This window comes from Mycolicibacterium parafortuitum, from assembly GCF_010725485.1.
Lineage (GTDB): Bacteria > Actinomycetota > Actinomycetes > Mycobacteriales > Mycobacteriaceae > Mycobacterium.
Genome location: NZ_AP022598.1, coordinates 5436802 through 5455478, shown reverse-complemented (window position 1 = coordinate 5455478; position 18677 = coordinate 5436802). Strand labels below are relative to the sequence as shown.

Sequence of the window (18677 nt, the reverse complement as noted above, 5' to 3'; positions counted from 1 at the left end):
GCGGCCGCTGTGACCGCGGATCGGCAGGAGGGCTCAACGATGTCTGCAGAAGCGCGCCGCGTCGTGGTGGTCGGAGCCGGGTCGGGAATCGGCGCCGCGACGGCGCAGTGGTTTCAGGCCCGCGGCGATCATGTGCTGGCCGTCGACGCCAGGCCCCGTAGCCTTCCCGTGGCGGAATGGCTCGTCTGCGATCTGCGCGATACCGGGCAGATCGACGCGACACTCGCACAGATCGGCACCGGCTGGGATGTGCTCGCGCATGTCGCCGGCATTCCCGGTACCGCCGACGCTGCCGACGTGCTGACAGTGAACTACCTGGGCGCCCGGTTGATGCTCGACGGCATGCTGCCGCGGATGAACCGGGGCGGCGCGATGGTGGCGGTCGCGTCGACGGCGGCGCTCGGCTGGGAGAACAACACTGCACTGCTGGCCGGACTCCTCGACGCCAAAGACGCCGCGTCCGTGCTGCGTTGGCTCGCCGCGCAGGAGCCCGCGATGGCCTACTACTTCTCCAAGCAGGCTTTGGTGCTGTACGCCAAGCGCCTGTCCGGCCTCGCGTGGCGCGAGCACGGGGTGCGGGTCAACACCGTCAGCCCCGGCCCCACCGAGACCCCGATTCTCGGTGACTTCGAGAAGGCGATGGGCAAGGAGATGCTCGACGGCGTGCGCGCGACCATCGGGCGGCACGGCACCGTCGACGACATGACTCCGGCGATCGGCTTCCTGACCTCACCGGAGGCGCGGTGGATCAACGGTCAGGACATCCAGGTCGACGCGGGCTTCACCGCGGCGCTGGTCTATCCGATGCCGGAGAGCGTCCAGGTATGACCCGAGGCGACAGGGCTCTGTGCGCGGTCTACGCGGTGATCGCCGTCGTCGCGCTGGTCGCGACGTGGTGGCACAACGTCGCGTTCCTCACGAGCGGGCAGGGGGAGAGCCTGCTCGACTTCATCCGCGCGGGATACGCCAACCATGCTGCTGCCTCACTGACCAACGACGTGGTGCTCGCCGGCGCCGCGGTCTTCGTGTTCATGGCGGTCGAGGCGCGCCGGCTCGGAATCTCCCGGGTCTGGCTGTATTTCGTGATCAGTATGGTCGTCGCCGTGAGTGTGGGCTTCCCGATCTTCCTGATCGTCCGGCAGATCGCGCTGGCCCGTCACCGTTCGGCGCACAAGGTGCAGACATGACACAGACGGTGACCGCGCAACCGATGTCGGAGCTGCTGGACTGCCAACGGGCGTCGTTCCTGGCCGACGGGCCACCCGATGTGGCGTTGCGGCGCAACCGCATCGACCGACTGCTGGCGCTTGTTCTCGACAACGCGGACGCGTTCGTCGACGCGATGGCCGAGGACTTCGGCACCAGGCCGCGGGCCGCGACCCTGTTCACCGAGATCATGGGCATGATCTCGGTGATCGAGCACACCAGATCCCATGTCCGGCAATGGATGAAGCCGGCCAGGCTGATGCGCCCGGCCGGCCGGCTCGGCCTGCGCGCCGAGGTGCACCCGTGCCCGCTGGGGGTCGTCGGCATCATCGGACCCTGGAATTTCCCGCTGAACCTGGTGATCCTGCCCGCCGCGGCGGCGTTCGCCGCGGGTAACCGCGTGATGATCAAGATGTCGGAGGTCACCCCGCGCACCGCCGCCCTGATGGCCGAACTCGCGCCGAGGTACTTCGATCCGGCCGAACTGACCGTGATGACCGGTGACGCACAGGTCGGCGCCGCATTCGCGGCGCTTCCGTTCGACCACCTGTTCTTCACCGGTTCGCCGACGGTCGGTGCGCTGGTCGGACAGGCCGCGGCGACCAACCTGGTGCCGGTGACCCTGGAACTCGGCGGCAAGAACCCGGTGGTGGTCGCTCCCGACGCCGATATCCGCCGCGCTGCGACGCGAATCGCTCAGGGCCGCATGATCAACGGCGGTCAGGTGTGCGTATGCCCGGACTACGTGTTCGTGCCGGCCAAACACGCCGAACTGTTCGTCGCCACCGTCCGCGACGCCTGGCGGGCGATGTTCCCGGCCATCGTCGCCAACGACGACTACTGCTCGTCGGTGAACGAGGCCAACTTCGACCGTGTCGTCGGGCTGGTCGAGGACGCGCACGCCAAAGGCGCACGGGTCGAGACGGTTTCGCCGCCGGGGGAGACGCTGCCCGACCGGGACACCCGCAAGATCGCCCCGACCCTGGTGCGCGACGTGGACGACAGCATGCGCCTGGCCGACGAGGAGACGTTCGGGCCGGTGCTGACGATCCGCACCTACGAACGGCTGGCCGAGGTGGTCGACTACGTCAACGCGCGGCCCGCCCCGCTGGTGGCCTACTGGTTCGGGCCCGACACCGCCGATTTCCGGTCGTTCGTCGCCCGCACCCGCAGCGGCGGCGTCGCGCGCAACGACTTCGCCGCGCAGATGATCCCGTCGGCGGCCCCGTTCGGCGGGGTGGGCCGCAGCGGGATGGGTGCCTACCACGGCAAGGCGGGATTCGACGCGTTCAGCCACTACCGCACGGTGGTGGGCAGCGACCTGCCGTTCACCATCACCGGGCGGGCCGCGCCGCCGTTCACGCCGTCGATGAGGTTGACCACCGTGCTGGCGCTACGCAGGGCGCGTCGGCGGACCCATAAACGGCTCAGGAACCGCTGACCGCCTGTTCGCGGGCCCACCGGTAGTCGGCCTTGCCCGCCGGGCTGCGCTCGATGACCGGCCGGAACACCACCGCTTTCGGCAGCTTGTAGCGCGCGATCACCGTCGAGGCGTGCTCGATGAGGTCGTCGGCGCTCGCCTGCGCGCCGGAGGCCAGCGCGACGACGGCGACCACCTCCTGGCCCCAGCGCTCGCTGGGCCGTCCGGCGACCACCACGTCGGCCACGGCCGGATGCGATGCGATCGCCGACTCGACCTCCTCGGCGAAGATCTTCTCGCCGCCGGAGTTGATCGTGACCGAGTCGCGGCCCAGCAGTTCGACGGCGCCGTCGGCGAGATGGCGGGCGCGGTCACCCGGGATCGAGTAGCGCACACCGTCGATGACGGGGAACGTCGCGGCGGTCTTCGTCGCGTCCCCCTTGTAGCCGAGCGGCACGTACCCGCGCTGCGCGAGCCAGCCGATGCCGTCGTGACCGGGGCTCAGGATCGAGCCGAGATCCTCTGCGGCGACGAAGGTGTCGGGGCCCGCGGTGAACTTCCCGGTCGACACCGCGCCCGGCGCCGACATGTGCGTCATCTGCGCACCGGTCTCCGACGAGCCGACGCCGTCGACCACCATCAGGTTCGCCTTGACGTCGATCAGGCGCTGTTTGGCCGTCGGGGTCAGCTGGGCGCCGCCGTTGGCGACCACCGCCAGCGAGGACAGATCGGCGCTGGTGCGCTCGAACGCGTCGGCCAGCGGCCGGGCCATCGCATCGCCGACCACGGTGACGGCCAGTACCTTCTCCCGCTCGATCGTGGCGACGACGTCGTCGACGTCCAGATGATCGGTGACTGCCGAGAACACGACGGTCTGACCGGTGTTCATCGCGGTGAAGACCGCCCACTGGGCGGCGCCGTGCATCAGCGGCGGCAGCACCATCAGCGTCGAGCCGGGGGAGTCAGCGCAGCGCGTGGCGATGTCGTCGAGGGTCGAGACGAGCTCACCGGTGTAGAGGCTGCGGCCGCCGAACGAGGTCATGAAGATGTCGTGCTGGCGCCACAGCACGCCCTTGGGCATTCCGGTGGTCCCGCCGGTGTAGAGCACGTACAGATCGTCGGGCGACGGTTGCACCGGCGGCGGGTCGGCGGGCCCGTCGGCCACGATGGACTCGTAATCGACTGCGCCGGGCAGCAGTTCGTTGCCCGAGTCGTCGGCGATCTGGATCAGCACCTTCAGCGCGGGAAGGTCGGGCAGCACCTCGGCCAGCCGGGGTGCAAACGCGGCGTGGTAGAGCAGCGCGGTCGCGCCGGAGTCCGACAACAGGTACTGCAGCTCGCTCTTGACGTAGCGGTAGTTCACGTTGAACGGCGCGACGCGGGCCCGCCAGGCGCCCAGCATGCCTTCGACGTACTCGGGACCGTTGTGGGCGTAGATGCCGAGCAGGTCCTGCCCGGCCTCATGGCCGGCCAGCGCGCCGCGCTCGACATGGCAGCCGAGGCCCTGGGCGTGCAGGAACGTCGCCAGCCGATTCGAGCGCTCGATGATCTGCGAGTAGGTGAAACGGCGCGATCCCTGGACGATGAACTCCCGATCGCCGATCACTGCGGCGATGGCATCGGCGGCGGCCGGGACGGTGAACTGAGTCGGCTCGGTCATGCGATGGACTCTAGACTGCCGCATCCACACCAGGTAGACAGATACCGCAAAGTTGTATGGTCATGGGTGTCGCGAGCCGGCCGAGCGGAATCCTCCCCGGGTGGCCACGGGATCGCCGACCGGCGGCACCTCGTAGAACTGCTGAGCCCACTTGCGCATCGCCATATAGGGTTTCGCGTCGATCTTGGCCAGCGGCGGGTTCTCGATGTACTTCTGGTGCTCCCAGATGTCGACGTCCTCCCACACGGTCTTGAGGAACTGCCGCTCGACCTTCTCGCGGACCTCCGGCGGGGGGACGTCGGATGTCTCGCCCGCCACCTTGGGCCACCAGATCGAATAGAACATGTCCGACACCTCGTCGTCGACCGGGGTGCACGCGAAGATCAGGCGGTGGTTCGACGAGCCCTCGAACACGCTCATCGCGAACCCGAGGCCGCTGTAGTGGCTGTGGATCTTCAGCGCCATCGTGTCCGGATCGTCGCTGCGCACGTCGGGCCAGCCGGTCAGGAACCGCCACTCCTCGTCGACGTGCTCCCAGTGCAGACACACCGGGGTGACCGTCGCCTTGTGCACATACCGGAAATGTGAACTGTCCGGACCGTTCTCGGCGACGATCTGCGGGTGCACGGGGATGCCGTCGGCGCGCCTGGAGAACTCCGGGTACGGGCGGTAGTACGCGGCGGGGTCGGTCTCGAACTGCGGGAACTTCAAGAAGATGTCCGGCATCTCCCACCGCGGCGGGTCACCGTTGGGCTGGTACCAGATGAAGATGCAGCCGTACTGCTCCCGGACGGGATAGGACCGCAGTCTCAGACCCTTGTTGGGCCGGTCGGGCTGGTACGGGATGTAGGTGTTGTGGCCGTGCGGGCCCCAGCGCCAGCCGTGGAACGGGCACTCGATGCAGTCGCCGACCACCGTGCCGCCGTGCCCGATGTGGGCGCCGAGGTGCTTGCAGTGCGCCTCCAGCACATGCAGTTCGCCGGATTCGTCGCGATAGGCGGCCAGATCCTCACCGAAGTACCGGAGCGCCTTGACGTCGCCGACCTGGTACTCGGCGGACCAGCCGATCATGAACCATCCGGTGACCTTCCAGGTGAACGGGACTTTCATGTCGCGACTCCTCGCACCGATCGGCCGGATCTACTCACACGCATCTGCGGACATCGTTACTGTAACAGCGACAGTATGTCGAGCCCGGAGGAACAGTGACGATCGAACCAGGCCCTGCGCGTTACGACACGATCGTCGTCGGCGCCGGTTTCTCCGGTCTCTACGCGCTGCACCATCTGCGTGGACTCGGCCTGCGTGTCCGGGTGCTCGAGCGTGCACACAACGTCGGCGGCACATGGCTGTTCAACCGGTATCCGGGCGCGCGGTGCGACATCGAGAGCATCGAGTACTCCTACAGCTTCTCCGACGAGATCCAGCAGGAGTGGGTGTGGACGGAGACCATGCCGACCCAGCCCGAGATCGAGGCGTATCTGAACTTCGTCGCCGACCGGCTCGATCTGCGCCGCGACATCGCATTCCACACCGACGTCACCGCGATGCGGTTTGACGAGGACGCCACCGAATGGGTGGTCGCCACTGCGCCGGGGCAGACCTATGCTGCGCCGTATCTGATCGCGGCCACCGGCATCCTTTCCGTCCCACTGGAACCGACCATCCCGGGCATGGACACCTTCGCCGGTTCGTCGCTGTTCACCAGCCGCTGGCCCGAGGCCGGTGTGGACCTGCGCGGCCGACGTGTCGGCGTGGTCGGCACCGGATCCACCGGGGTGCAGCTGATCCCGGTGGTGGCCGAGGAGGCCGGCCACCTCACCGTCTTCCAGCGCTCCGCGGCCTACACGCTGCCGTGGACGGTGCGTCCCTTCGCCCCGGGTGAACTCGACGACCTCAAGGCGCAGTACCCGCAGATCCGGGCCGCCCAGCGCGAACACCCGGTGGGCGCCGCCCGGCTCAGCGCGTTCTCGGTGCTGCTGGAGATGCTGGCCAAGCCGCCGCTGAAGTCCGCATCGAAACAGGACCGGATCCGCGCCGTGGAGGAGCGCGGCATCATGGGCGCGCTGGATTGGGGCGATCTCTTCTTCGACATCGAGGCCAACCGGATGGCCGCCGAACTCTACGGCGAAGCGGTCGCCCGCATCGTCACCGATCCGGCCACCGCGAAGGCGTTGACCCCGAGCCATCCGTTCGCGTGCAAGCGGCCGATCATCGACCAGGGCTACTACCAGACCTACAACCGCGACAATGTGACGCTGGTCGACCTGCGCGCCGACCCGATCGTGTCGGTGTTGCCCACCGGCATCAAGACCGGCAGCGGCGTCCACGAACTCGACGTGATCGTGTATGCGACCGGCTTCGACGCGATGACCGGAGCGCTGAGCCGCATCGACGTCCGCGGCCGCGGTGGCGCGTCGCTGGGCGACTTCTGGGCGACGGAGGGTCCGCTGAGCTATCTCGGGATGGCGGTCGCCGGCTTCCCGAACCTGTTCACCATCCAGGGTCCCGGAAGCCCCTCGGCAGCAGCGAATTTCGTCGCTGCGATGGAGCAGAACGTGGAGTGGATCGGCGCGTGCATCTCGTATCTGCGCACGCACGGTCACCGGACGATCGAAGCGCAGCCCGACGCGCAGCAGAACTGGATGGATCAGGCTGCCGCGATCGTAGAACCCACCGTGCTGGTGCATCCGTCGTGCAACTCCTGGTACAACGGCGGCAACGTGCCGGGTAAGAAGCGCCGGTACATGGGCTACACGGCAGGTATCCCCGAATACCGCAGGCAGTGCGAGGAGATCGCCGCGCAGGGCTACGCGGGGTTCACACTCGCGTGAGGACCTCCGAGCGTCTCGTGCGGATCGGCGCCGACCTCGCCGGGATACTGCCCCGCGCGCACGGTGCGGTTGTCGCCTCCGGCTCGTGGAACCCGTTGTCGATGGCGGGAATCCGGCAACTCGGCGAGGTGGCACTCGACGAACTGGCGCTGACCGGGATGACGTTGACCGCACCGCCGCCGAAACTGGAACGCTCGGTGGCCTCGTGCGTGGCGGCCGCAGAGGAGCTGAGTGCCCTCGGTATGGCCGGCGCCAACGCCGAACCCGATCCCGTCGACATCGGGTCGCTGCGCCGGCGCAGGTTCGGCCGGCACCACTACGAGCAGCTCACGTTCGACCATGATCCGCACCTGCCGGACACGCTGGCCGCGGAGGGGTTCGGCGGCAAAGCGACAGCGGTCGTGCACGTGTGCCGCACCGACTCCGAACGCAGACCGTGGTTGGTGTGGGTGCATGGTGCGGGTCAGGGGCAGCCCTTCGATCTGCTGGTCTCGCGCGCACGGTGGATCCACCAGGAACTCGGCTTCAACGTCGCCCTGCCGGTGCAGCCCGGGTGCGGGGTGCGCGCGAACGCGTGGCCGGAGTATCCGAACATGGATCCGCTGGCCAACGTCGCGGGCATGCTGCGGGTGGTCTCCGAGGTGCGGGCGCTGGTGCGCTGGCTGCGTCCGCAGGCCACCGCGCTCGCCGTCGCCGGAGTCTCGATGGGAAGCCCGGTGGCCGGGCTGGTCTCCCACCTCGAGCCGGTCGACGCGGTCGCGGTGTACACGCCGATCTTCGGGCTGAACGCGATGATCGCCGCGCATCTCGGTCGGTGGGGAGCCGCGGTCGACGACACCGTCGCACTGCTGAGCTCCGACGTCGTCGCACGGTTGTCGTCGGCCGTCGACTACCAGTCCCTCGAGCCGTCGCCGCCCCCGCCGCGACGGCTGATCGTCGGCGCCTGGCACGATCAGATGGCGATGCGCGGACCCGCGCTCGCACTGCACGAGCGTTGGGGTGGGCAGCTGTACTGGCACCAGGGCAGCCACGTCGGGCATCTGGTCGCACCCGGCGTGCACGCGGCCTCCTCGGAGTTCCTCCGCGGAGTCGCTGCGCTCCAGACGGATTCGGGAGGCGGACGGTGACGGTGCCCGGCAGTGTCGACGAACTGACGCCGGACTGGCTGACCGCGGCGCTGCGCGCCGACCCCTGGCTGCCTGCCGGCCTCTGCGTGTCAGGGGTGCGGGCCGAACGGATCGCCGCCGACTCGGGGTTCTCGTCGCTGCTGTACCGGCTGCACCTGAGCGGTGACGGCGTGCCCGAGACGATGATCGCCAAGCTGCCCGCCGAATCCGAGGCGCGCGGGGCCATGGAACTGCTCGGCGGATACCGGCGCGAGCTGGCGTTCTACCGTGAGGTGGCCGGCCGTGCCCCGCTGGACACCCCGCACGTCCACGCCGCGCGGATCGCCGAGGACACGGCCGACTTCGTGCTGTTGCTCGAAGACCTGAGGGATTGGGACAATGCCGACCACCTCGCCGGGCTGTCGATCGAGCAGACGCGGATGGCCGTCGGGCACCTGGCAGGGCTGCACACCTGGTCCGTCGACCCGGCCAACTGCACTGTACTGCAGCACTTTCCGAGCCTGGCGACGCCGATCGTGCGTGACCTGCTGGTGCCCGCGTTCGCGCCGGGCTGGCAGATCTACCGCGACGAGTCGGGCGCGTCGGTGCCGCGGCGGGTCGCGCGGTTCGCCGACCGGTTCGCCGAACTGGCTCCGCAGGCCCTGGCGGCCCTTGTGGAGCACTCGATGCTGCTGCACGGCGACATCCGCGCGGACAACATGTTCTTCGCCGGCGACCGGCTCAAGATCGTCGACTTCCAGTTCGCGTCGGTGGGCAGCGGAGCTGCCGACATCGCCTATCTCGTCAGCCAGGGGTTGCCGACCGGGGTGCGCCGCGGTCGCGACGAGGCCCTGGTGCGCGAGTACCTCGGATTGCTCGGCGTGCCCTACCGTTTCGACGACGCGTGGCGGCATTACCGCTTCGCGGTCGCATACCTGATGGTGCTTCCGGTGATCACCCTGGTCGGGTGGGACGCGCTACCGGAGCGGTCCCGGGCGTTGTGCCTGGAGCTGACGTCGCGCGCGATCGCCGCCGCCGATGACATCGACGCGATGGAGGTGTTCGCATGACCCGCTCCGCCCGCGAGGTGGTCGAGCAGTACAACCTGGTGGTCTGGAACGAGCGCGACTTCGCCCTCGCCGACCAACTGCTCGGTGACACCGTGATCCGCCACGACGTGGGGGAGTCCACGACGCTGACCCACCAGCAGGCGGTGGCCCGGGTCGTCGACCACTGGGCGATGTTCGAGTCCATCCGCTTCGACCTGAACCTGGTGGTCGCCGGCGACGACGGTGAGCATGTCGCGATCGTGTACCAGTCCCCGATGCGGCTCAAGGACGGCACGGAGACCACGATCAGCAGCATGGAGATTTTCCGGGTCGTCGATGGCAGGATCACCGAGGTCTGGAATTGCGGCTACAAACAAGGGATCTGGGCATGACGCGCAGCGATGCGACGAACACACTGGACGAGTTGGGTTACTACCTGCTGGCCGGGGCCGGGGGGGAAGGGCCCGCCACGCTGATGGACGAGGCGCGCCGCGGCGAGGAGCTCGGCTTCGGCACCGGTTTCATCTCCGAACGCTGGAACGTCAAGGAGGCGTCGTCGCTGACCGGCGCCGCGCTGGCCGTCACCAGCCGGATGCAGATCGCGACCGCGGCCACCAACCACAACACCCGCCATCCGCTGATCACCGGTTCCTGGGCGACCACGATGCACCGCCTGTCGGGCGGACGCTTCACCCTCGGCATCGGCCGGGGGATCGGCGCGATCTACAACGCGTTCGGGATCCCGGCGGTGACCACCGCGCAGATGGAGGACTTCGCGCAGGTGATGCGCAAGCTCTGGCACGGCGAGATGATCTTCAACCACGACGGCCCGCTCGGCAAATACCAGATACTGTTCCTCGATCCCGAGTTCCGCGAGGACATCAGGCTCGCGATCGTCGCGTTCGGTCCGCAGACGCTGGCGCTCGGCGGCCGCGAGTTCGACGACGTCATCCTGCACACCTACTTCACTCCGGAGACGCTGGCGCGCGCCGTCAAGACCGTCAAGGACGCGGCGGAGAAGGCCGGCCGGGACCCGGCGTCGGTGCGGGTGTGGTCGTGCTTTGCGACCGTCGGCGATCACCTGCCCGAGGAGCTGCGGCTGAAGAAGACCGTCGCCCGGCTGGCCACCTACCTGCAAGGTTACGGTGACCTGCTGATCAACACCAACGGCTGGGATCCCGCTGTGCTGCAACGGTTCCGCGATGACCCGGTGGTGCAGTCCGTGCCCGGCGGCATCGACCACAAGGCGACCGCCGAGCAGATCGAGCACATCGCGACGTTGATCCCCGACGAGTGGCTGGAGCCCTCGGCGACCGGCTCGGCGCAGCAGTGCGCCGACCGGGTGCGCAACGAGTTCGACTACGGTGCCGATGCGGTGATCATGCACGGCGCCACCCCCGACGAACTGGAACCGATCGTCGCCGCCTACCGCGCCTCCGCCTCGTGAATCCGGCGCGCTTTGCGACCTTGTGCGTCGCAAAGCGCGCCGAATTCGCCGAAGATCAGGGTGTGATGACGGTGCGGGCGACCGGCTGCGCGGCCGCCTGGCGGCTGTAGAGCCCCCGCTCCAGCGCGTCGATCAGCACGTCGCGGGTCTCCTCGGGGTGGATCAGGTCGTCGAAGCCGAGATGGCCGGCAGAGCGGAACGATGCGTCCACCTCGGCCTGGCGCAGCTTGGCCTCGAGGTCCTCGGTCGCGTGTGACGCCTTGCTCAGCGCCGCCGCGCTCATCGCGCCCATCGTCGCGCCCGGATAGGCGAACGTCGCGCTCTGGTTGTCGAAGCCGAGCAGCGACATCACCATCGACCCGAAGCCGTACGCCTTGCGCAGCGTCACGTGCAGCTTGATCGTCGTCGCGGCCGTCTGCGCGGCGAACATCCTTGCCCCGCTGCGTAGTACACCGGTCTTCTCGGAGCGGCTGCCGGGCAGCATCCCCGGGTTGTCGGCGAGGAACACGATCGGCAGATGGAACGCGTCGGCGACCGTGATGAAATGCGCGGCCTTGTCGGCGGCGTCGGCATCGATGGACCCGGCGAGCACCTTGGGCTGGTTGGCCACCACCGCGACGGGGTGCCCGCCCAGATGCGCCAGCGCGGTGATCATCGCCGGGCCGAACTTGGGCTGGACCTCGAACCAGTCGGTGTCGTCGAACACGACGTCGAGCACCTTGCGGATGTCGTAGACCTGACGGTTGCCGCGCGGCACGATGTCGAGCAGTTCCGGGGTGGCCCGCCGGCCCGCCGCCTCATCGGCGGGCGCCGGGACCGGATACGACCACGCACTGGACGGGAAGTAGGACAGGTAGCGGCGGATGTCGTCGAGCACCGCGGCGTCGTCGGCGCCGAGGTTGTGGATCACGCCGCTGGCCAGCGCGACCGACGGGCCGCCGAGGTCCTCCTTCGAGATCTCCTCGCCGGTGGACTCTTTGACCACCGGTGGACCGGCAGTGAAGATCGCCCCCTGGTTGGTCATGATCGTCCAGTCGCAGACCGGGGCGACCAGCGCGCCGTGCCCGGCCGACGGCCCGAACAGGCCGCTGACGGTCGGGACCTTGCCCGAGCACTGCGCCTGGGCCAGCAGATCGGTCGGGGTGCGGCCGTAATGCTCACCGCTGGGCCGGAACCCGGCGCCTTCGAGCAGCATCACCAGCGGGATCCGGTCGCGCAGCGCGAGTTCGGCCAGCCGGTAGCGCTTCGCGTTGCCGCCCGGGCCGATGCTGCCCGCGAGCGTGGTGAAGTCCTCGGCGCCGACCATCACCGGGCGGCCGTCGATCAGGCCCGAACCGGTGACGATCCCGTCGGCGGCGATGTCACCGCCGACCAGCGTGCCGAACTCGCGGAACGAGCCCTTGTCGAGGAGATGCTCGATGCGCCCGCGCGCGTCGAGCTTGCCCTTGCCGTGGTGCTTGGCCACCCGTTCGTCGCCACCCATCGCGCGGGAACGGTCACGGCGGCGCGTCAACTCGTCGAGGGTTTGCGCCCAGTCCTCGGCCTTGGCCATCCGCGGTCTCCTGTTCTGTAGCGACGCGACGCTCGCAACGTTGACCTTACTGAATTGCTTACTGTAGCTTCATCCAGCATGGGTGCGGGAGGTGGCCTCAAGGTGGACGCTGCCGTGGTGAGCCAACTTTCCCACGTTCCCGCCGCCGCGAGAACCCTGGAACGGCGCGGCTACGACGGCTGCTGGACGGCCGAGATCAACCACGATCCGTTCCTGCCGCTGACCCTGGCCGCCGAGCACACCGAGCGCATCGAACTGGGCACCAGCATCGCGGTCGCGTTCGCGCGCAATCCGATGACCGTCGCGCAGATCGGCTGGGACCTGCAGGACTATTCGCAGGGCCGGCTGCTGCTCGGGCTCGGGTCGCAGATCAAGCCGCATGTCGAGAAGCGGTTCAGCATGCCGTGGAGCAGTCCGGTGGCCCGGATGCGCGAGTTCGTGCAGGCGCTGCACGCGATCTGGGCGTGCTGGCGTGACGGCACGAGACTGGACTTCGAGGGCGAGTTCTACACGCACACGTTGATGACCCCGATGTTCGTGCCGCAGCAGCACGCCCACGGCGACCCCAAGGTGTTCGTCGCCGCGGTCGGCGACCGGATGACCGAGATGTGCGGTGAGGTCGCCGACGGCCTGCTCGCGCATGCCTTCTCGACGCAGCGCTATGTCCGGGAGGTGACGATCCCGACGCTGGAACGCGGCATTGCGCGCGCCGGCCGCGTGCGCGGCGACGTGGTGGTGTCCAGCCCGTTGTTCGTGGTCACCGGCCGCGACGAGGACGAACTCGCAGCCAACGCGGTGGCCACCCGCAAGCAGATCGCGTTCTACGCGTCGACCCCCGCCTACCGTGGGGTGCTGGAACTGCACGGCTGGGGGGAGCTGCAGACCGAACTGCACCGACTCTCGCGCGAAGGCGAGTGGGACACGATGGGCACGCTCATCGACGACACGATGCTCGCCGAGTTCGCCGTCGTGGCACCCGTCGACGAGGTGGTGCACGGGATCCGCGCCCGCTGCGACGGTCTGATCGACCGTGTGCTGGTGGGTTTTCCGCCGTCCATCGACGAGTCGACGGTCGTCGGCATCGTCTCGGAACTGCAAGCTGAGGAGACGTCATGAGCGTTCGAGTTGCCGACGAGGCCGGCAGGGTCTTCGCCGACCCGACGGCCTACGCCGACGAGAAGCGCCTGCACGCGGCGATGGCCCACCTGCGAGCGAACGCGCCCGTCTCGTGGGTCGACGTCGAGGGCTACAACCCGTTCTGGGCGATCACCAAGCACGCCGACATCATGGCGATCGAGCGGGACAACGAGGTGTTCACCAACTCGCCGCGGCCGGTGCTGACCACCGCCGAGGGTGACGCCCAGCACGCCAGCATGGGGGTCAGCACGCTGATCCACATGGACGACCCGCAGCACCGCAAGGTCCGCGCCATCGGCGCCGACTGGTTCCGGCCGAAAGCCATGCGCGCGTTGAAGGTTCGCGTCGACGAACTGGCCAAGACCTTCGTCGACCAGATGTACGACCGCGGCGGTGAATGCGACTTCGTCCAGGAGGTCGCGGTGAACTTCCCGCTGTACGTGATCATGTCCCTGCTCGGCATCCCGGAATCCGACTTCGGGCGGATGCTGACCTACACCCAGGAGCTGTTCGGCAGCGACGATGCCGAATTGCAGCGCGGTACGACCATGGAGGAGCGCGGGCTCGCGCTGTTCGACATGTTCACCTACTTCAACGAGCTCACCGCGGCCCGGCGCGCGAACCCGACCGAGGACCTGGCGTCGGCGATCGCGAACGCCCGCATCGACGGTGAACCGCTGTCCGACATCGACACCGTGTCCTACTACCTGATCGTCGCCACCGCGGGCCACGACACCACCAGCGCGACGATCTCCGGTGGCCTGCAGGCACTGATCGAGAACCCGGACCAGCTGGCCCGGCTGCAGCGGAATCCCGAGCTGCTGCCGCTGGCGGTCGAGGAGATGATCCGCTGGGTCACCCCGGTCAAGGAGTTCATGCGAACCGCCCAGCGCGACACCGAGGTTCGCGGTGTCCCGATCGCGGCGGGGGAGTCGGTGCTGCTGTCCTACCCGTCGGGAAACCGCGACGAGGAGATCTTCGCCGATCCGTTCACCTTCGACGTCGGCCGCGACCCGAACAAGCATGTCGCGTTCGGCTACGGCGTGCACTTCTGCCTCGGCGCGGCGCTGGCGCGCATGGAGATCAACAGTTTCTTCTCCGAGCTGCTGCCACGCCTGACATCGGTCGAGCTGGCCGGAAAGCCCGAGCACATCGCGACGATCTTCGTCGGCGGGCTCAAGCACCTGCCGATCCGCTACCAGCTGACGCGCTGACCTCGCCGAAACTGCATTCCAACAGCGAAAGTTCGAGTGAGAGCCTGCTGGAACGCAATTTCGGCGCGGGTGGCTACGGAGTGAGTTCGACGCGGTCCACGCTGTCGAGCGAGGCGTCCCTGGTCTCCCTCATCACCAGGATCGCGACGAACGTCAACGACGCCGCGATGAACAGGTACAGGCCGACCCACGAGACGCCGTAGGACGTGGCGAGCCACGTCGCGATGAACGGGGCCACGGCGGCACCGAGGATGCTCGACGCGTTGTAGGCGATGCCGGATCCGGTGTAGCGCACATTCGTCGGGAACATCTCGGGGAGCACCGCGCTCATCGGCGCGAACGTGAAGCCCATCAGCGTCATGCCGATGATCAGGAACACCAGCATGGTGCCGAACGAGGTGTCGGCCGAACCCAGCATCGGCGCGAACAGCGCGCCGTAGGCCATGATCCCGGCCGTGACGAACAACAGCAGCCGCCGCCTGCCGACCCGGTCGGCCAGATAACCCGACAGCGGCAACGCCGCGGCGAAGAACAGCACCGCGATCAACTGCATCTGCAGGAAGTCGACGTACGGGAACCCGAGCCCGGTGCCCTCCGGTGGCTTCTTGCCGGTGCCGAAGCTCAGCACCCACGTGGTCACGATGTAGAACAGCGTGTAGGTCGCCAGCATCACGAACGTGCCGATGATCAGCTGTCGCCAGCTGGTCCGGAACACCTCGGCCAGCGGCGTTTTGACCTTCTCGCCGCGCTCGACGGCGCGGGTGAACACCGGGGTCTCCAGGATGCGCAGCCGCACGTACAGGCCGATGATGACCATCACCGCGCTCAGCAGGAACGGCACCCGCCAGCCCCAGGTGAGGAACGCGCCGTCCAGTTCGGGGCTGACGTTGCTGTGGCCGAGGATCAGGATCAGCGTGATGAACAGGCCGTTGGCCAGCAGGAACCCGAACGGTGCGCCGAGCTGCGGCCACATCGCGGCCCAGCCGCGCTTGCCCGGGGCGGCGGTCTCGGTGGCCAGCAGCGCCGCACCGCTCCACTCCCCGCCGAGCGCCAGGCCCTGGCAGAACCGCATCAGCGCGAGCAGTGCGGGGGCGATGATGCCGACCTGCGAGTACGTCGGCAGCAGCCCGATCGCGAACGTCGCGATCCCCATCAGCAGCAGTGAGGCCACCAGCGTGGTCTTGCGGCCCGCGCGATCGCCGAAGTGCCCGAACAGGATCGAGCCCAGCGGGCGCGCCACGAACGCGAGGCCGAACGTCGCCAGCGAGGCCAGCAGCGCGGTGGTGGAGTCGCCCTTCGGGAAGAACAGGTGCGGGAACACCGACACCGCCGCGGTCGCGTAGATGTAGAAGTCGTAGAACTCGATCGTCGTCCCGACCATCGACGCGATGACGATCCGTCGGCGCGGAACCCCGTCGACGACATCGTGCGCTGTGACCGCGTTGCTCACGGCTGAACCCCCTTTTTCGGCAGGGGTCATCATGCCAGCGCCGATCTTGTCGCGCCGGTTGTACACGGAGAAGTGCTCAGTACGCGTGTCGGGTCAGCAGCAGCGAACCCCCGGCGCGGCATCGGCCTGGGCGTGGCGGTGCCGCCAGTACTCACGCTCCGTCATCGGGGTCCCGCCGTCGTGCACCCGGGCGTGGTGTTCCAGATAGCGCTGATAGTGGTTGTCGCCCATCAGGGATTTCCAGTACCAGCCGATGTGGCCGAGGACCCGGCGGGTGTTTTCGGTCGCGCGTCCCATTGTTTCTGCACCTCCTTCTCGGCTGAGGTCATCAACATCCCCGACGGCGCGAAGATCCGTGACGGCACCGGGTCGTCCTCGGACAACGGGCTGCCCTGTCCGCGCAGGACGCGCACCGCGACCACCACGCCCGCGGCGAACACGATGATCACCAGTACCGCGAACACGATCGACAGCGTGCCCTGGATGAACGTGTTGCGGATGACCGCGTCGAGCTGTCCGGCGTCCTTGGCCGCGCCGAAGCTGGTCTGGCCGGCGTCGCGGGCGTTGCGGTACTGGAAGTGCTGGGTCCAGTAGCCGACCTTGGGATCGCCGGAGAAGATCTTCTGCCAGGACGCCGTCATCGTGACCGTGAGGTCCCACAGCAGTGGAATCCCGGGTATCCACGCCCATTTCAGCAGTCCGCGTTTGATCACGACGACGGTGACCACGGTCAGCGCGATCGCGGCGAGCAGTTGGTTGGCGATGCCGAACAGCGGGAACAGCGTGTTGATGCCGCCGAGCGGATCGGTGACGCCCATCAGCAGGATCGACCCCCACGCCGCGACGACGATCACGCTGCAGATCCACGCGCCGACACGCCAACTCGGGTTGCGCAGCTTCTTGAGCGGACCGCCCAGGTTGGCCAGGCCGTCGGAGAGCATGAAGCGCGCGACGCGGGTGCCGGCGTCGACCGTCGTGAGGATGAACAGCGCCTCGAACATGATCGCGAAGTGGTACCAGAACGCCTTGAGGCTTTCACCGCCGAAGACCTTGTGCAGCACCTCCGACATCCCGAACGCCAGTGTCGGGGCGCCGCCAGTCCGCGACACGATGGAGTTCTCGCCGACACCGCGGGCGGCGTCGTCGATCTCCTGCGCGGTGATCGGCGCCCCGGACAGCCCGAGGCCGTTGACGTAGTCGGCTGCGCTTTGGGCGGTGGTGCCCGTCGACGCGGCCGGGGCGTTCATCACGAAGTACAGGTGCTGGTTCAGGATCGCGGCGGTGATCAGCGCCATGATCGCGACGAACGACTCGGTCAGCATGCCGCCGTAGCCGATGAGCCGCATCTGGCTTTCCTTCTCCAGCAGCTTCGGGGTGGTGCCCGAGGAGATCAGCGCGTGGAACCCCGACAGCGCGCCGCAGGCGATGGTGATGAACAGGAACGGGAACAGCGAGCCGGCGAACACCGGCCCGGTGCCGCTGGTGGCGAACTGCGAGATCGCGGGGGCTTCCATCACCGGGCGGGCAATCAGGATGCCGACGGCCAGCAGCGCGATCGTGCCGACCTTCATGAACGTCGACAGATAGTCGCGCGGCGCCAACAGCAGCCACACCGGCAGCACCGATGCGGCCAGACCGTAGATGATGATGCACCACGACAACGTGACCTTCGAGAGGGTGAACCACTCGGTGCCCCAGGAGGTCTCGGCGACCCAGCCGCCGGCCACGACGGCCAGCAGCAGCAGCGCCACCCCGATCAGCGACACCTCCGACACCCGGCCGGGCCGCAGGAATCGCAGGTACAGACCCATGAAGATCGCGATGGGGATCGTCATCGCGATCGAGAACACGCCCCACGGGCTCTCGCCGAGTGCGTTGACGACCACCAACGCCAGCACCGCGAGCAGGATCACCATGATCACCAGCACGCCGACGATCGCGGCGATGCCGCCGACCGCGCCGAGTTCGTCGCGCGCCATCTGCCCCAGCGAGCGGCCCCGGCGCCGCACCGAGATGGCCAGCACCAGGTAGTCCTGCACGCAGCCGGCGACGACGGCGCCGATGATGATCCAGATCGCGCCGGGCAGATAGCCCATCTGGGTGGCCAGCACCGGTCCGACGAGCGGGCCCGCACCGGCGATCGCGGCGAAGTGGTGGCCGTAGAGCACCCTGCGATCGGTGGGCAGATAATCGGTGCCGTTCTCGAAAACCTCTGCGGGCGTGGCGTTGTCGTCGCGAGGCCGGACGATCTTCATCTCGATCAGCCGGGCGTAGAACCGGAAGCCGAGCACGTAGGTGCAGATCGCGGCGATCACGAACCACACCGCGTTGACGGTCTCCCCTCGGAAGAACGCGATGATCGCCCACGCGACGGCGCCGAGCACGGCGACGACCCCGAAGATGATCCGGTGTTTGACGGTGATCGGTGATCTGTCGACGATCGCGACCGGCGGCAGATCCTTGTCGGTGCGGATGTAGGTGATGTCGCCGACCGTCTCTTCGATTCGGTCCGATGACGCGGCGGTGGGTGTGGCCACGGTTCTCCCTCGTCGGCTCGACTGTGTGCCCTGAATCACATGCCTCTAGCCGATACTTCCACCGC

General features: G+C 68.2%; 16 protein-coding genes. 10 read left to right on the top strand and 6 right to left on the bottom strand.

The annotated features are described in order from the left end of the window. The first annotated feature begins 39 nt into the window (after window positions 1–39). From NTM_RS25770 to NTM_RS25760, 3 genes are read left to right on the top strand one after another with little or no spacing between them, the layout of a single operon-like run. Window positions 40–828: a coniferyl-alcohol dehydrogenase gene (locus NTM_RS25770; protein WP_104863825.1), complete on the top strand. Its 789-nt coding sequence runs from the start codon at window positions 40–42 to the stop codon at window positions 826–828. Beyond that, window positions 825–1187, top strand: a complete 363-nt coding sequence (locus NTM_RS25765) for a DUF2834 domain-containing protein (protein WP_104863826.1) — start codon at window positions 825–827, stop codon at window positions 1185–1187. The genes NTM_RS25770 and NTM_RS25765 overlap by 4 nt, the downstream gene beginning before the upstream one ends. Beyond that, the gene (locus tag NTM_RS25760) at window positions 1184–2647 is read left to right on the top strand and encodes a coniferyl aldehyde dehydrogenase (RefSeq protein ID WP_163768937.1); all 1464 of its coding nucleotides are present in this window, start codon (window positions 1184–1186) and stop codon (window positions 2645–2647) included. Before NTM_RS25765 ends, NTM_RS25760 begins: the two co-directional genes overlap by 4 nt. Here NTM_RS25760 and NTM_RS25755 read toward each other — a convergent pair. Together NTM_RS25755 and NTM_RS25750 are read right to left on the bottom strand one after the other, a co-directional pair. Then, complete coding sequence (locus NTM_RS25755; RefSeq protein ID WP_163768935.1) at window positions 2634–4286, bottom strand: medium-chain acyl-CoA ligase Mig; 1653 nt, start codon at window positions 4284–4286, stop codon at window positions 2634–2636. The two genes, NTM_RS25760 and NTM_RS25755, sit on opposite strands and share 14 nt — an antisense overlap. A gap of 60 nt (window positions 4287–4346) precedes the next feature. Next, a complete protein-coding gene (locus NTM_RS25750; RefSeq protein WP_163768932.1) occupies window positions 4347–5396 on the bottom strand; it encodes an aromatic ring-hydroxylating oxygenase subunit alpha in 1050 nt (349 codons plus the stop codon). A gap of 95 nt (window positions 5397–5491) precedes the next feature. Here NTM_RS25750 and NTM_RS25745 point away from each other — a divergent pair, with 95 nt between their 5' ends. The 5 genes from NTM_RS25745 to NTM_RS25725 are packed head-to-tail and all read left to right on the top strand — an operon-like array spanning window position 5492 to window position 10722. Beyond that, window positions 5492–7120: a flavin-containing monooxygenase gene (locus tag NTM_RS25745; protein ID WP_163768930.1), complete on the top strand. Its 1629-nt coding sequence runs from the start codon at window positions 5492–5494 to the stop codon at window positions 7118–7120. Beyond that, the gene (locus NTM_RS25740) at window positions 7117–8247 is read left to right on the top strand and encodes an alpha/beta hydrolase family protein (protein WP_104863831.1); all 1131 of its coding nucleotides are present in this window, start codon (window positions 7117–7119) and stop codon (window positions 8245–8247) included. Before NTM_RS25745 ends, NTM_RS25740 begins: the two co-directional genes overlap by 4 nt. Next, window positions 8244–9296, top strand: a complete 1053-nt coding sequence (locus NTM_RS25735; RefSeq protein WP_163768928.1) for a phosphotransferase — start codon at window positions 8244–8246, stop codon at window positions 9294–9296. Before NTM_RS25740 ends, NTM_RS25735 begins: the two co-directional genes overlap by 4 nt. Then, window positions 9293–9667, top strand: a complete 375-nt coding sequence (locus NTM_RS25730) for a nuclear transport factor 2 family protein (RefSeq protein ID WP_163768925.1) — start codon at window positions 9293–9295, stop codon at window positions 9665–9667. The genes NTM_RS25735 and NTM_RS25730 overlap by 4 nt, the downstream gene beginning before the upstream one ends. After that, window positions 9664–10722, top strand: a complete 1059-nt coding sequence (locus NTM_RS25725; protein WP_163768923.1) for a TIGR03857 family LLM class F420-dependent oxidoreductase — start codon at window positions 9664–9666, stop codon at window positions 10720–10722. Before NTM_RS25730 ends, NTM_RS25725 begins: the two co-directional genes overlap by 4 nt. Window positions 10723–10777: 55 nt before the next feature. On the opposite strand, the gene NTM_RS25720 is transcribed toward NTM_RS25725, so the two are convergent. Next, window positions 10778–12274, bottom strand: a complete 1497-nt coding sequence (locus NTM_RS25720) for an acyl-CoA carboxylase subunit beta (protein ID WP_163768921.1) — start codon at window positions 12272–12274, stop codon at window positions 10778–10780. 78 nt (window positions 12275–12352) lie between these two features. Here NTM_RS25720 and NTM_RS25715 point away from each other — a divergent pair, with 78 nt between their 5' ends. Both NTM_RS25715 and NTM_RS25710 read left to right on the top strand, forming a co-directional pair. Continuing rightward, the gene (locus tag NTM_RS25715) at window positions 12353–13390 is read left to right on the top strand and encodes an LLM class F420-dependent oxidoreductase (protein ID WP_179964002.1); all 1038 of its coding nucleotides are present in this window, start codon (window positions 12353–12355) and stop codon (window positions 13388–13390) included. Then, entirely contained in the window at window positions 13387–14625 is a 1239-nt protein-coding gene (locus NTM_RS25710) for a cytochrome P450 (RefSeq protein WP_104863836.1), read from the top strand. The genes NTM_RS25715 and NTM_RS25710 overlap by 4 nt, the downstream gene beginning before the upstream one ends. A 73-nt stretch (window positions 14626–14698) precedes the next feature. On the opposite strand, the gene NTM_RS25705 is transcribed toward NTM_RS25710, so the two are convergent. From NTM_RS25705 to NTM_RS25695, 3 genes are all read right to left on the bottom strand, one after another. Continuing rightward, on the bottom strand, window positions 14699–16105 hold the full coding sequence (locus tag NTM_RS25705) for an MFS transporter (RefSeq protein ID WP_163768919.1): 1407 nt from the start codon (window positions 16103–16105) through the stop codon (window positions 14699–14701). A gap of 63 nt (window positions 16106–16168) precedes the next feature. Continuing rightward, on the bottom strand, window positions 16169–16306 hold the full coding sequence (locus NTM_RS25700) for a CstA-like transporter-associated (seleno)protein (RefSeq protein WP_318268588.1): 138 nt from the start codon (window positions 16304–16306) through the stop codon (window positions 16169–16171). Continuing rightward, a complete protein-coding gene (locus NTM_RS25695; RefSeq protein WP_163768917.1) occupies window positions 16306–18612 on the bottom strand; it encodes a carbon starvation CstA family protein in 2307 nt (768 codons plus the stop codon). The genes NTM_RS25700 and NTM_RS25695 overlap by 1 nt, the downstream gene beginning before the upstream one ends. Window positions 18613–18677 lie beyond the last annotated feature (65 nt).